This window comes from Collinsella sp. AF19-1LB (assembly GCF_003459655.1).
GTDB lineage: Bacteria > Actinomycetota > Coriobacteriia > Coriobacteriales > Coriobacteriaceae > Collinsella.
The window spans coordinates 54,360-68,491 of the sequence record NZ_QRWO01000012.1; the positions used below are offsets into that span (position 1 = coordinate 54,360).

General features: G+C 59.3%; 15 protein-coding genes. All 15 read right to left on the reverse strand.

Annotation, left to right across the window (positions count from 1 at the left end):
- Positions 1–5 precede the first annotated feature (5 nt).
- The gene (locus DWX39_RS04930) at positions 6–1,172 is read right to left on the reverse strand and encodes an SIS domain-containing protein (RefSeq protein ID WP_117756829.1); all 1,167 of its coding nucleotides are present in this window, start codon (positions 1,170–1,172) and stop codon (positions 6–8) included.
- Positions 1,173–1,286: 114 nt separating this feature from the next.
- A complete protein-coding gene (locus tag DWX39_RS04935) occupies positions 1,287–2,018 on the reverse strand; it encodes a GntR family transcriptional regulator (RefSeq protein WP_117758691.1) in 732 nt (243 codons plus the stop codon).
- A gap of 185 nt (positions 2,019–2,203) precedes the next feature.
- The gene (locus DWX39_RS04940; RefSeq protein ID WP_117758692.1) at positions 2,204–3,286 is read right to left on the reverse strand and encodes a PTS system mannose/fructose/sorbose family transporter subunit IID; all 1,083 of its coding nucleotides are present in this window, start codon (positions 3,284–3,286) and stop codon (positions 2,204–2,206) included.
- The gene (locus DWX39_RS04945; RefSeq protein WP_035137676.1) at positions 3,276–4,076 is read right to left on the reverse strand and encodes a PTS sugar transporter subunit IIC; all 801 of its coding nucleotides are present in this window, start codon (positions 4,074–4,076) and stop codon (positions 3,276–3,278) included. The genes DWX39_RS04940 and DWX39_RS04945 overlap by 11 nt, the downstream gene beginning before the upstream one ends.
- Positions 4,077–4,166: 90 nt before the next feature.
- Complete coding sequence (agaV, locus tag DWX39_RS04950; RefSeq protein WP_117640370.1) at positions 4,167–4,649, reverse strand: PTS N-acetylgalactosamine transporter subunit IIB; 483 nt, start codon at positions 4,647–4,649, stop codon at positions 4,167–4,169.
- A gap of 36 nt (positions 4,650–4,685) precedes the next feature.
- Positions 4,686–4,967, reverse strand: a complete 282-nt coding sequence (yajC, locus tag DWX39_RS04955) for a preprotein translocase subunit YajC (RefSeq protein WP_022094612.1) — start codon at positions 4,965–4,967, stop codon at positions 4,686–4,688.
- The gene (locus tag DWX39_RS04960; protein WP_117758693.1) at positions 4,967–5,410 is read right to left on the reverse strand and encodes a PTS fructose transporter subunit IIA; all 444 of its coding nucleotides are present in this window, start codon (positions 5,408–5,410) and stop codon (positions 4,967–4,969) included. Before DWX39_RS04960 ends, yajC begins: the two co-directional genes overlap by 1 nt.
- A gap of 630 nt (positions 5,411–6,040) precedes the next feature.
- Positions 6,041–7,135 carry a hypothetical protein gene (locus DWX39_RS04965; protein ID WP_117758694.1) on the reverse strand — a complete coding sequence of 365 codons (1,095 nt, stop codon included), beginning with the start codon at positions 7,133–7,135 and terminating at the stop codon, positions 6,041–6,043.
- Positions 7,136–7,261: 126 nt separating this feature from the next.
- Positions 7,262–8,347, reverse strand: coding sequence for an isocitrate/isopropylmalate dehydrogenase family protein (locus DWX39_RS04970; RefSeq protein WP_117635809.1), 1,086 nt, complete (start codon positions 8,345–8,347; stop codon positions 7,262–7,264).
- Positions 8,348–8,353: 6 nt separating this feature from the next.
- Positions 8,354–9,052, reverse strand: a complete 699-nt coding sequence (locus DWX39_RS04975) for a HEAT repeat domain-containing protein (protein WP_117758695.1) — start codon at positions 9,050–9,052, stop codon at positions 8,354–8,356.
- Positions 9,053–9,064: 12 nt separating this feature from the next.
- Positions 9,065–9,493 (reverse strand): hypothetical protein, encoded by a 429-nt coding sequence (locus tag DWX39_RS04980; RefSeq protein ID WP_006236251.1) that lies wholly within the window; start codon positions 9,491–9,493, stop codon positions 9,065–9,067.
- 5 nt (positions 9,494–9,498) lie between these two features.
- The gene (locus DWX39_RS04985; protein WP_117758696.1) at positions 9,499–10,578 is read right to left on the reverse strand and encodes an NAD(P)-dependent oxidoreductase; all 1,080 of its coding nucleotides are present in this window, start codon (positions 10,576–10,578) and stop codon (positions 9,499–9,501) included.
- Positions 10,579–10,676: 98 nt separating this feature from the next.
- Positions 10,677–11,630, reverse strand: a complete 954-nt coding sequence (locus tag DWX39_RS04990; RefSeq protein ID WP_117758697.1) for a DegV family protein — start codon at positions 11,628–11,630, stop codon at positions 10,677–10,679.
- Between the two features lie 79 nt (positions 11,631–11,709).
- Positions 11,710–12,294, reverse strand: a complete 585-nt coding sequence (gene hpf, locus DWX39_RS04995) for a ribosome hibernation-promoting factor, HPF/YfiA family (protein ID WP_035137685.1) — start codon at positions 12,292–12,294, stop codon at positions 11,710–11,712.
- Between the two features lie 317 nt (positions 12,295–12,611).
- On the reverse strand, positions 12,612–13,619 hold the full coding sequence (locus DWX39_RS05000; protein ID WP_158561619.1) for an ABC transporter substrate-binding protein: 1,008 nt from the start codon (positions 13,617–13,619) through the stop codon (positions 12,612–12,614).
- Between the last annotated feature and the right edge of the window lie 513 nt (positions 13,620–14,132).

Sequence of the window (14,132 nt, forward strand, 5' to 3'; positions counted from 1 at the left end):
CGCGATTAAGCGGTGAAGGGGTGAATCGTCACGCCCTTAACCACGCGGTTGACCGTGCCGGTGGGGCTCGGCGTATCGGGCGTGTTGCCCACGCGCACGGAGTTGAGCAGGCTGATGGCCTGGGCAAACATCACGAACGGCAGGGCAAGGTAGCCCTCGGGGAGTGCCTCATAGCCCTTAAAGGTGAAGGACTCGCCCTCGTAGACGGTAGCGCCATCCTGCTGAACGGCAACGGTGTGCTGAGCGATCTTGTCGCCACCGATCTCGTTGAGGATGTCGATATCGTACTGACGGGTGTAGGCATCGTTGTTGACGAACACGAACACGAGGGTCTTGTCGTCGACGAAGGACTTGGGTCCGTGACGATAACCCATAGAGGTGTCGTAGGAAGTAGCGACCAGACCGTGAGCGAGCTCGAGGATCTTGAGCTGGCTCTCCTGGGCAAGGCCACCGAAGGAGCCGGAACCCAAGTAGGTCACGCGGTTGAAGTCGCCAGCCAGGTAATCGGCGACCTCGGGCTCACGAGCGATGACCTCCTCGCCCATCTTGGCGATGGTCTCGACCCACTCGGCCTTCTGCTCGTCGGAAGCCTCGTCAAAGATGAGGGTAGAGAGCAGGGTCATACAGGTGTAAGAACCGGTCATGGCGAAGCCCTTGTCGTTGGCGCGCGGGATGAGCAGCGTCAGCGCATTGGGGTCATCAGCGGACTCGACAGCGAGCTTGCCCTCGGGAGCGCAGGTGATGTTGAGGAACTTGACGTTGTGGACGAGCTCCTTGGCAACGGCGACGGCGGCAAGGCTCTCGGGGCTGTTGCCAGAGCGGGCAAAGGAAACCACGAGCGTGGGATCCTCGGCGCGCAGGAAGTCGCGCGGGGCGCTCACGATATCGGTCGTGGCGATGGGCTTAAAGTCGTAGAGATCAGTGTTGCCAGCGTGACGCAGGTACGGGGCGCAGGTATCGCCAACATAGTCGGACGTACCGGCACCGGTGAAGACAACGGACAGACGGCCCTCGCCCATAGCGCGAGCCTCAGCCAGAAAGGCCTCGATGGCCTCTTTGTTCTCGCGGTAGATGTTGAGCGTATCACGCCAAAGCTCGGGCTGCTGGGCAATCTCGGCCGTGGTGATCTGGGCGCCGAGCTCAGTGAGCTCCTCGACACTCTTCTCGAACATTTCTAATACCTCTCTCTAGAAGTAATCCTCTGACGTGCAATTATACACTTCAGTTGGTTATCTGGTAGTAACCAGTTGACTGCAAAGAATCAACACAACGAAACAAGTGCATCATTAATCGTTGCGCTGGTGATAAACCTTGTACTTAAACTGGTCGGCACGAGCAACCGAGAGCGTATACTCCACAACCTCGTTTGACTCGTTATACGTAGTCCTGACCAAATCGAGCACTGGCGAGCCCTCGACGATTCCCAAAAGGTGAGCGTCGGTGGGACGGGCTATGCTCGCATAGAACTCCTCTTCGGCCACGCGTATCTTTTGTTGGAAATCTTGCTCAATCACATCGTAGAGCGGTTTACGCTCCAAGAGCGGACGCTTGAGCGACAAGAACTTACGCACCGGCAGATAGCTGCGCTCGACCATCATGGGCATGTTGTCGGCGGAACGAAGGCGCTTGAGCTTAAAGATACGGTCGCCGATGCGGCACCCCATATGCTCGGCCAGATTCTTATCGGCCTCCATCTCGCAAAAATCGAGAATCGTGGTCTCTGGTTCGCGACCCATCGCACGCATCTGCTCGGTAAAGCTGTAGGACTGCGTAAGATTGGTTACCTTTGCCGAACGGTCAGTCACAAAGGTGCCGCGACCGTGCTGCCGAACCACCAGCCCCAAGCGTTCCAACTCCTGCAGGGCCAGGCGCACTGTGGTGCGCGAGAGACCATAGCGCTCCGATAATTCGCGCTCGGAAGGAATCATGTCACCGGCATGATATTCATGGTCAATCTTTTCGGTCAGAATATCGACCAGCTGATCGTATAGGGGCTGTTTGCGCACTCCGATCGCCATCCTATCCTCCCTTTTGCTCGAATTCGGCTAACTACCTAGGGTGTTAAGCATTATCAGTCCGCAACACCCGAATCATCAAGAAAACAAAAGCCGCGCGCTCTTTCGAGCACGCGGCTTTTAACATACACATGGCTTAAGGGGTCGGGGTGTGAGCCGCGTAGGGACACACCCCTCAAGCTAGAGCCTTACCAGATGCTCGGCCAGAGACCAAGCGGGCCAGCGCCCAGGATGCCCAGGACGAAGAGCAGCAGAATGCCCTTGGTCGGGGTCCAGCTGTGCTTAGCGAACATGTAGTAAAGCAGCAGCGTAAGCATAAGCGGGACGAGCTTCGGGACGATGGTGTTGAGGGTGTCGGCAACGGAGAAGTTGACCGGATCCTCGGTGACGGTGCCGTAGGTAACGGACTCCATGCCGTTGCCCAGATCGGTGACGCCGCACTCGACAGCGTTGCCGTCGGCATCGGAAGCGGTGAGGGCGTTGCCGTCCTCATCGGTCATGGCGATGGTACCGGCCTCAGCGGTCTCGGTATCGATGCCCTCCATACCGGTGAAGTTCTCGGCCTCCTTCTCGGAGACGATCACGGTATTGGCGGAGAGGCCACGGGTGGTGCCGTTGGGGATCTGGAGGTTGATCTGGGTGCCACCCATGGTGACGACCAGGCAACCGACGACGAAGACGCCCATGATGGAAGCGGCACGCGTGAAGGCCTGCATGTTGGCAGTCAGAGCGTCAATAGCGCTGGTGCCAAGCTTGTAGGACCAGTTCATGAGCCAGAAGCGCAGAGCGAACTGGACGACGTTGAAGATCACCAGGAAGATGATCGGCGCAGCGGCGTTGCCGTTGATGGCCATGTTGGAGGTGATGCCGGCCGTGATAGGCACGAGCGTCAGCCAGAACAGGGCGTCACCGATACCACCGAGCGGGCCCATTGCGGCGACGCGGACGGCGCGGATCGTGGGGATGTCAACCTTGTTCTGCTCGAGCGAAAGCACGATACCCATAACAAAGGTGACGAGGAACGGGTGGGTGTTGAAGAACTCCAGGTTGTGGCTCATGGAAGCCGCGAGGTCGTTCTTGTTGGTGTGGATCTTCTCCAGACCGGGGATGATGGAGTAGAGCCAGCCAGCGGCCTGCATGCGCTCGTAGTTGAACGATGCCTGCAGGAAGCAGGAGCGCCAAGCCATCTTGTTGAGGGTCTTCTGGTCGAGCTGCGGAGCAGGAGTGAGATCCTCGTAGTGCTCCGGGATCACATACTCATTAGATGCCATCTTCGAAGTCACCTCCGTCAGAAACAGCTGCACCCTTCAGCTCGGTCTGCTGCTGGAAGTCCCAGAAAGCGATGCCGAAGCCGATGAGAGCGAGGATGAGCAGGGCAGGGGTTGCCAGAGAATCGTTGGCAACGGTGATGAGTGCGAGGCCAAAGCCCATGAGGAAGAAGCCCCACATATCGCGGTTCATCATAACCTTGAGCAGGACGGCGAAGCCGACGAAGCGCATCATGCCGCCTGCAGCGGAGAGACCGGTCTGCAGCCAAGTCGGGATGGCGGAAGCGATGGTCTGACCGATGGTAGCGCCAGCGATGAAGAACAGGGTGACGACGACAGCGAAGATCAGGCCGAGCAGAGCCATGGCGAAGTAGTTCAGACGCTCGATACCCTTGGTGTCAGCGTTGTGAGCCATGTTGTCCGCGGAGGACATGAGCGGCGACATAAGCGTGAAGACCAGGGTAACGCCGAGCTGACCAAGCAGAGCGAACGGAATGGCAAGACCGACTGCCGCGTTGGGCTCAAGGCCCGTAGCGATAGCGAGAATGGCTGCCATGATGCCGCCGATAACAGCGTTAGGCGGCTGAGCACCTCCGATCGGCATGTTGCCGATCGTCATGAGCTGATAAGTACCACCCACGAGAAGACCGGTGTTGAGGTCGCCAAGGATAAGACCGATGACGGCGCCGGTGACGATGGGCTGATAGAGAGACTCGAGGAAGTTAAACTGGTCGATTGCCGCGACGAACGTGACGATGAAGACCAGAGCGACCTGGAAGATCGTGTATTCCATCTTGCTCCTCCTTTCAAAATGTATGTACGCACTTTGGATTTCACGTACAGAATGTCAGGGTTTCACTCCTGACAACGTGGATCACGAGGATTACGAGAAGAGCTTGCTCGTGTCCTCAACAGGCGTGCTCGGAACGCGCCTGATCTCCAACTCCACCCCCAATTCCTGCAGCTCTTTAAACGCAGCGACATCCTCGTCGTTAACTGCGACGGAGGTGGCGACTTGGCGCTTTCCTTCCGACATGTGCATGTTGCCGATGTTTACCTTCTTTATAGGCACACCGCCCTTGACGAGCGTAAGCACGTCTTCCGGTGTTTCGGCCACGATGAAGATCTTCTGGCGCGGGCTCGCCTTGCCGATGACGTCGATGGTCTTCTGCAGGGAGAAGAAACGCGTAGCGACGCCGGTGGGAGCGGCCATCTTCATGAGGTTCTGACGCATGGTGTTGGTCGACACGTCGTCGTTGGCGACGAGGATGAGGTTGGAGCCCAGGGTGGAGTTCCACTGGGTAGCGACCTGACCATGGACCAGTCGGTTATCGATGCGGGTAAGAAGAATGTTGGGTTCTGCCATGTTGATCAGCTTCCTTTCGTTATTTGCTGACGACAGTTACTTGATCTCCTGAATCGCGTAACGCGAAACATCTACGACGGCTCCGGATCGGACTTTGATCTGGACCTTTTCGCCTTCGATGCCTTTGACGGTTCCGTAGATACCGCCGGCGAAAAGAACCTCCTGACCCGGCTTGAGCTCGGTGTGCAGCTCCTTGAAGTACTTCTGCTTCTTCTTCATGTTGATTTGCGACCAGATGGTGTAAATCAAGCCCATGATGACAAGCAGGCCCAAAAGAGCGACCGAAGAGCTCAGGACGTTGGCTCCGAAATCGGCCATTAGATGCCGTCCTCGTCGCCGAAGATATCCTCTTCCTCGGCACCAGCGACGGAAGCGACCGTCTGGGCGGTGATGCCCGTCTGGCCAACGGTCACGGCCTGCTCGCCAAGCTCGGCGAGCGTGGCGTTGCCGCGGAGGAACAGAAGCTCAATAACCATGGGAAGGTTAGTTCCAGTCAGAATCTCGACGTTGTCGACATCCTGGGCAATCATCATTGCCTGGTTGAACGGGGTACCACCAAGCAGGTCGGTAAAGACGAGCACGCCATCGCACTCCTCGCGCATGGCGGTAATAGCGGCGCGGAGATCCTCACCGTAGGAAGCAGCCTGGTCGCCCTCAAAAGGAACGACGGTAAAAGCGGGCTGATCACCAGCGACCATAGCGATAGCGCTTGCGATGCCGGGTGCGAACTGTCCATGACCGGTAAGAATAAAGCCAACCATTCAAATTTCCCTTCCGAAGGTGTGTACGATCTGAGTCCGATAGTTTTCGGAAGCCAGCGGGCGGGTGCCCTTAAAGCTTCTTGGAAAGCGTTCTTTGAAGACCAGTGGTTTCTCAACTGGTAGTAACCACGTGACGTGTTGTTGTCACTATATCACCACAGAAGAGGTTGCTTTCGTTGATTCATACAGTAAAACGTTTTTGCACCGTTCACGGCGAAAAATCGACCGTTTACCGCTCATTAACACTTCTACCTGCGATTTTGAAACCGTTTCGAAATGATTTGACGAAAGATCGGAACTTTTTTCGTGTCTAAACAACGCAGGGTGGCTAAAAATGGCGTGTAGAAAAAATGCAGGTCATTGTGAAGATTTGTGAATTGGTCTTTTTGACTTAATACCAGTTAGAACCAGTTTAGAAATTATCGGTGAACGGTAGTTTTTGACCGTTCACCGGTTATTTGCAATCGTTTACGGCCGTTTTCCAGGATGAATTGAGGATACCCGATGAAGCACTTGCACGGGCGCAAGTCCTATCCTAGTGGTTTCGGTAACAAAATGCCCGCTAGAACTTTGTCGTTCTAGCGGGCTTAATCAGGTAGATCGGTTAGCGCGCAGTAGTGCAGACAGATCTTACGCAAACAGGCCGTAGATGCTGATGTTGGCCTTGGCATAGAGGCCGTTAGCATACTCGGTCCACTTGGAGCTAGCGCTTGAGGCCTGCGAGGAATACTGCTGGTAGGCGGTGTAATAGGCGGTCATGGCCTGCTTATAGGTGGCACTTTCGGCGGTAAAGGCATCGTTAGCGAAGGCCTTAGCGTAGGTGCTGTTCTCGTCCTTCCAGGTGCCCTTCGAGCTATCCCACTCGTCACCGGCAAGGTTGATGATGTAATCGGCGTAATCCTTGCTCGCGGTGTCCTCGTTGCCGTCAGAAGGCTCAGTCGGAGCGGTCGGCATGCTCGCGGAAGCATCGCCCACCTTCTTCTTGTAGAGCTTCTGCAGCGTCGCGGACTGGCGGACGATCCGCTTGGCCTGGTCCTTGGACACGCCATACTGCTTGGCCATGGTGTCGTAGTCCGAGGTGCCGATAGAATCCTCGGCGTACTTCTTCATCTCCTTAGAAGAGATGGTAATGCCCTCGTCCTCGGCAGCATCGAGCAGAATCTTGTTGCGCACGTAGGACAGGATGACGTCGGCAGAGGGGGCGGTGTAGTTGCCGTTGCTATCCTTGACGGTATCGAGGCTGTACTGGCTCTCGATGGCCTCGCGCGCGGTGATGTCGCTCTTCTTGCCGTTATAACTATAGCTTGCCACGGTCGAATCGAGCTGGTCCTCGGTCAGGGTCGACGAACCGACGCCCTTGCCGCCAAAGCCGCCATTGCCAATAAAGAAGCCGACCACCGCAGCGATTACGACTGCAACCACAAAGGCGGCAATCATCGTCTTCTTGTGCTTGGATACGTGATCGTCCCCGTCGGAACCCAGGATATCGTCGTCCTCATCCTGGGCCTCGGGCATCAGATTCTCGTCAGCGGCATCTGCGGCGATCTGAGCCTCCAGACGGGCGTCCTCTTCCTCGGCCGTCGTGCCAGCAGCAATGTGCTCGGCAGACGTACCGGCGACCAGGTCGATCTTCTCGTCCTCGTCACCGTCGGGGCCTTCGCCGCGCTCGATGATCTGGATGCCGTCGATCTCGTCCTTCTCGTCCTTCTTTTGAATCAGACCCATATCGGTTACTCCTTGTTAGGAAACATAGTCCCCAATAGAATACGCCCGACAGAGCGCCGGGCGTATTGATTCTTAGGTTATACGCAAACACTTAAGTACTATTTGGGCGTTTGCAGTGTGCATGCCTTAGGCCAGGTGCGCGATAACGGCATCGGCAAATGCCTGCGTACCCACAGCGCCCTCAACGGAGCCGGTCTGGGCACGACGCACGTCACCGGTAACCTGCTCGCCCTCGTCGAGCGTGGCAGATACGGCCGCACGGATGCGATTGGCGGCATCGTTCTCGCCCAGGTGGTCGAGCATCATTGCAGCAGAGAGGATCTCGGCCGTGGGGTTGGCGATATCCTGGCCAGCGATATCGGGTGCCGAACCGTGCGTTGCCTCAAAAATGGCGCAGTCGGCACCGATGTTGGAGCCGGGCGCCATGCCAAGACCGCCCACCAGGCCGGCGCACAGGTCGCTCACGATGTCGCCGTACAGGTTTGGCAGCACCAGGACATCGAAGTCGTTGGGGTTCTGGACCAGGCCCATGCAGGTGGCGTCGACGATCTTGTCGTTGAACTCAATGTCGGGATAGTTGGCGGCCACCTCGCGCGCAACGCGCAGGAACAGGCCGTCGGTCGCCTTCATGATATTGGCCTTGTGCACGGCCGTCACCTTTTTGCGGCCGCAGCGGCGGGCATACTCAAAGGCGTACTCCACAATACGGCGGCTCTTGGCGATAGAGATGGGCTTGATCGAGATCGCGGAATCGCCGGCGAATGTCTTTTGGCCCGAACGCTCGACAAGCTGCGAGAGCTCCTCGACCTCGGCAGCGCCCTCATCGAACTCGATCCCGGCGTAGAGGTCCTCGGTGTTCTCGCGCACGATGACCAGGTCGACGTCGCGGAAACGCGAGCCGTCGCCCGGCTGCGACAGGCAGGGGCGCACGCAGGCGTACAGGTCAAAGTGCTTGCGCAGGGCCACGTTAACGCTGCGGAAACCCGTGCCGACCGGCGTGGTGATGGGGCCCTTGATGGCAACCTTGGTCTCGGCGACCGCATCGAGCACGTGCTGGGGCAGCGGCGTACCAAACTCGTCCATGACGCCGGCGCCGGCCTCCTGGACGTTCCAGTTGATCTGGACACCGGTGGCCTCGACCACGCGGCGCATGGCCTGCGTAATCTCGGGACCGATACCGTCACCGGGAATCAGGACTACATCGTGCGCCATAATCTGTTACTCCTCGTCTTCGGCGTCGTCAGATTTTTTAACGCTAGCACGCTTCTTCTTTTTGGAGAGATCCAGGCCAAAACGTTTAACAAGCATTTCGTAAATCTCGCTCGAACGGGCCTTGAGATAGCTGCCCTTGCCGTTCTCGGCATCGAACTTAAGGCGCAGCGCAAGCTTCTCGGCAACCTCGGCGTCGATCTCGCCCTGGCAAAACTCGTACAGGCAACCGAGCATGTCGCGATACTCGAGGTCGCCGTGGTAGCACTGGATGGCCTCGTCCAGGATGGGCCAAGCCTCGCGCGAACGCTCGACGCTCGTGGCACCCCACACGCACAGCAGGCGGAAGGCGGCATAGCGCAGCGTGGAGGAGATCTCGTCGAACAGTGCAGTCTCGGCGCCCTCAAAGGCATCGCCCAGCTGCTCGGGGCAGGTGGTAGCGAGCGCCGTCAGGGCATCGAGGGCCTCCCAGCGGGTCTGCGCCTCGGGGCGGTCGAGCGCCTCGATCAGCGCAGGCACGCAGGGCACGACGCGCTGCGGGTCACGCTCGGCCAGCAGATGCAGCACGCGGGCGGCAAACTGGCGCATGCGGCGCGTGGGGCAGCCGAGCTCCTTGACCAGACGGTCGACGGCGTTCTCGTTCTCCTCTGCCAGCTGAAGCTGTGCCAGCTCCTCATCGGTGAGCTGTTCGTCTTTGTTTTCTGCCATAGTTACCTCTTCTTATTTCTTAGCGTGCTTGCCAGCACCCTTGCTGTCATCGGTGACCGAGATGAGCTGTCGGTCGGCTGCGCCATTGTGACGCGCACGGCGACGCTCCTCGGCGTCGCCCGCGTCGGCGGCGGCGCGGTGAGCCTTGTTGACGTTAAAGACCTCGTCGTGCTTGCGCCACGGACCGACGGACTCGCCAAAGCTCATCTTAAGGCCGGCGATAAAGCCGCCAAGCCAGCCGATCGGCGCAAACTGCACCAGCGGGAACAGCGAGAACACCCAGGTCAGCAGGACGACTGCCGCCGCTCCCGCAAAGTTGGCAATCCAGTAGTCGCGCTTGGTGATGACGCGCTTTTCGCACGCCCACTGGCCGCACAAAAAACCGATGTAGATCGCAAAGAGAAAGAGCACCAGTGCAAGCACCACGAACGTCCAGCTCATGGGCGCTACTCCTCGTGATGATGGCCGCAGCAGCACTCGTGGCCGTCGTCATGACCGTGGCCGCCGCAGCACTCGTGGTCCTCGCCATGGTGGTGGCCACAACCGCACTCGTGGTCGTCGCCATGCTCGCCGCAACCGCAGCCGTCCTCGTGAGCGCCATGCTCCTCGGGACGATACTGCGACCAGTCCAGACCGGCGGCGATGGCGTCGGCCTCCTCCTTATAGAGGACCGTGACGGCCTGGGTGCCCAGCTTGGCGCCACCGATGGCATCGAGCATGTCGTAGAGCGTAAAGGCCACGTCGGCGCCGGGCAGCGCAAGCTCGCGGTCGTCGGCATAGGCGAGCGCCAAGCGCAGGTCCTTAATGAAGTGCTCGACCATAAAGCCGGGCTTGTAGTCGCCGTCGAGCGCCTTGGGCGCCAGGCTCTCCATGGCGCCGGACTTGCCGGTGCCGCCCAGGATCATCTGACGGGTCTTCTCCAGGTCAAGGCCGCTCAGCTCGGCAAATGCCATGGCGTCTGCCATGCCGACCATGCAGGCGCCCAGCGACACCTGGTTGGCGAGCTTGGCAGCCTGGCCCTTGCCGGCGCCGTCGAAGCAGCAGATGTTGGCCGCGAAGGTGGCAAGGATGTCGCGGACCGGCGCGATGTCGTTCTCGGTGGCGCCCACGATAGCCGTAAGCGTGCCGGCGATAGCACCCGACTCGCCGCCGGTGACGGGGCAGTCAAACGCCATGCGGCCGGAAACCTGAGCGGCCTCGGCAATGTCGCGCGCCAGCTCGGGCGAGCTCGTGGTGAGGTCGATCAGGACCGCGCCGGGCTTAGTGCAGGCGAGCAGGCCGTCGCCCGCCAGGTAGAGCTCCTCGACCTCGGAGGGATAGCCCACCATGGTAAAGACGACATCGGCGTTCGCCACGGCATCGGCCGGCGTATCGGCCCAGGCGGCACCGCGCTCGATTAGCGCGGCGGCCTTGGACTTGGTGCGGTTGTTGACCGTGACAGGATAGCCGGCATCCAGGATGTGGCCGGCGATTGGGGCACCCATGATTCCGGTGCCGATGAATGCGACGGAGAGCTTGTTTGCCATGAAACCTTTCCTTTTGGGTTGGGTGTTGTTACCAAGTTGAATACTCAGCGCCAGCGCTTGGGCAGTGAGTTGGGATCGATTACGGCCGCGTTACTTGCCTACTGGCCGCGCACGCGACGCGCGATGCGGTCGGAAAGCGAGGCTTTCTCGGCGCGATTCTTGCCCCAAAACGCGCAGGCCACCATGCCGGGGCCCACGTGCGAGCCGATGGTGGGGCCCACGGAGCTGCGAATGATCGTGACGTCGGCGCAGCCCTCCTCCTTGCGGATGGCGGCCTCGAGCCAGTCGCCGTCCTTTTCGGCATCGGCCGTCATGATGGCGATGGGCATGGTGCGGTCGGGCACGTAGTTCTCGCGGAACGACTTGAGGATGGACTTGAGCGCCTTCTTGCGGCCGCGGTTGACGCCGATCAGCGACAGCGAGCCGGCCAGGTCGTAGGAGAGCTCGGGCTTGACATCGAGCTTTGCCGTGAGTTGCGCCGCCGCGGGCGGAATGCGGCCGCCGGCAGCCAGCGCGTCAAAGCTCTCGAGCGTAAAGTAGCCGTGGACGTAGGTCTTGGCCTCGTTTGCCCAGTCGACCAGCTGCTTGGCGGTGAGTCCCGCCGAGCGTTGGCGGACGGCCTCGAGCGCCAAGAGCTCGCCGGTCGCACAGGGCAGAGCGTTGTCGACCACGTAGAGCTCAAAGTTGGGATACTCGGCGCGCACGGCATCTGCCGCCTGGCACGCGGAGTTGTAGCTCGACGACAGCGCCGAGGTAAAGCACAGGTAGACCGTAGGCGTACCCTCTTTGGCGCACTCGGTAAAGAACTCGATATAGCGACCGAGCGACACAGCCGAGGTGGACACGCGGGCACCGGCGCGCATACGGTCGTAGAACTCCTTGGGTGTGATGCTCGACCAGATGTCATCCGTGCGCTCTTCGCCATCGATAATGAAGGGGAAACCCAGGATATCGACATCGAGGTTCGCGGCGACCTCGGGGCTAAAGTCGCAGCAGGTATCGACGACGATGCGGCAACGGTCCGAATGACCGGCGGATGCGGCCTTGTCCATCAAAGCGACTCCTTACGTAAAAAGGCGGCCACCCGCATGGGATGGCCGCCAGCCGTTAACTCATGCAAGTTAACGTATTTTACTCGTCAAGTGTTTCGATGCGGGGCTTGATGATGCCATATCCACCATTCTTACGGTGATACACCACATTGATAAGGCCGGTCGTCGCGTTCTCGAACACGTAGAAGTCGTGACCGAGCAGATCGGTCTGCACCAGCGCCTGCTCCTCAGTCATCGGAGTGACGTCGATAACCTTCTCGCGGACGAGCAGGTCGTCTTCCTCCTCGGGCAGCAGCAGGTCGGCCAGATCCTCGACGCGCTCGACCGGTGCGACATCCGCGGCGCTGGCACCACCCTGGCGGTTGTCCACGACCTTAGTCTTGAACTTGCGCAGCTGGCGGGTAACCTTATCGGCGGAGAGGTCGATGGCGGCATACATATCTGCGCCGTGCTCGGCAACGCGAATCACAGAGCCGCGGGCACGAACCGTGACCTCGACGATTGCCGGGTTGGGGTTCGAGGGGTTCTTCTCATAACGAAGCACGACGTCGACTGTCATGGGCTCGATATCGAAAACCTTGAGCGCCTCGCCGATCTTCTCATCCACATGCGCACGCAGAGCATCGGTTACCGTCGTCTTGCGTCCAGAAACCTTGATATCCATACGTGGCTCCAATCTGCCTCGGGGACTTACTGTACTGGCTATGTACCCATTGCCGTGCATTTAATCACGCGGATTCCTAAAGACCCGAATAACGATTGCTTAATACCGCATACCGAAGTCTCGCACTTTTCTGTGGCAAAGTGCGCTATGGGAGGGCGTCGGCGACTTTGTATTTGGTCCCGAAAATTGGCTTTGACCTGCTGGTTTTATAGGGATAAAAAAGCCGGGCTCCCCTATTGGGGAAACCCGGCAGTGCGTGTTGAAACCGTGAAGAGGTGTCCTTTCCAACGTATAGGAGACACCGCCCCTAGCAATAACTAGCTATTAAGTTTGTTAATGTCGTCGTCAGTGATGGTGCCTTCCTGGCTGGACGATTTGTCCTCGGAGGATGCGGTCTCATTGTTGGAATCGGAGGACTCGCTGCCGGAGGACGTGGTCTCACTGGACTCAGAGTCGCCCGGCTGCACGTTAGCGCCCGAAACCGTCTTAGTGGTGAGGTCGTAGGGAATCTGGCCGTACCAGACGCAGTGAACCGCCTCGAGCGTGCCGTCGGCCGTAATACCGTCGAGGGCATCGCTCACGGCACGACACAGTTCGTCATTGGACGAAAGGCCTGCAACACCAAGCGTCGAGGGCGCCTCGAGCGCACCGACATAGGAGATCTCGCTCATCAGGCGCGCAAGGTAACCGCCAGCCGTGGAGTCGCAGATCACATAGTCGACCTCGCCGGACTCGAGCGCCTCAAAGCACTCGTTGATGTTGGAGTAAGTCTTTTGGTTGGCGGTGATGCTCTGCTTAGCAAGCGCCTCCTGCGAGGCCGAGGACATCTGGATACCCAGAGTAGACGTGTTAAGGGTATCGGTGGAAACGCTCAGCGACCCACCATCGCTGGTTTTACCGAACACGGAAGCGGCATCGTACAGGCAGGTGCCGAGCGAGCTAACGTCCCCATCCGTGGAGTTGATCTCGCCGATAAAGATATCAGCCTTTTTGTCACCGAGCGCGGAACCTGCCGAGGACGCATCGACAAAGGCGACCTTAAGGCCCATGCGGCTTGCGAGGGCGCGGGCAGCGTCGACTGCATACCCCGTGAGCTCGCCGTCAGCGCCCTGCATGGCCTGCGGCGCATCGGAGGTATCGAGGGCAACCGTCAGGGTACCGGGGGTGACCAGGGCATCATCCGACACCGCGGGCGTGACGGTCTCGTACTCGATCTGGTCGATCGTGGGAGTCGTGAACGTAGACAGCGGGTTGAACGCGCATCCGCTCAGGCCCAAAACGGCGATGACCGCTGCGGTCCCAGCACCTAACCGAGCCGCGTGCATCAAGCTGCCCCTCACCATGTCCACTACCCTGCCTTCTGTGTCGTATACGATCCGTGCGTTGCGCGGAATATCAGGTTGTTCCCACCAGCTGACCTGGTATTTGACCCCACACTTGCGCACCGGGGTGTTTGCTCGGGAGGCCGCAGCCACCTTCACGACTGGCCCGCTCGCCCGCGAGGCGGTATTGCCCCAAAGAAAGTAGAACGGACGGTGCGGCTTACATCTAGGACGCGCCATGATCGCGCCGCGCGCACGCGGTCGCTTACGTGGATCCCTTTGACCGCGTCTGTCTTGGACTAGGACGGGCATTTCGTCCGTCCGCAACCACAGCCTGGTAGGAACGTAGCGCATTATAGCTAAGTTCAAGCTAAAGTTTAAGGTTAGGGGCGTCATTCGCATCGCGAGTACAGATTTCGCAGGTCGGAGTGGGCTATTCGTGCCCCTGTGAAGCCCGGAGCTCCCCTACGGTGAGTTCCGGGACGGTGGCGCGCGCAGACGTGGTGTAAGAGCGTC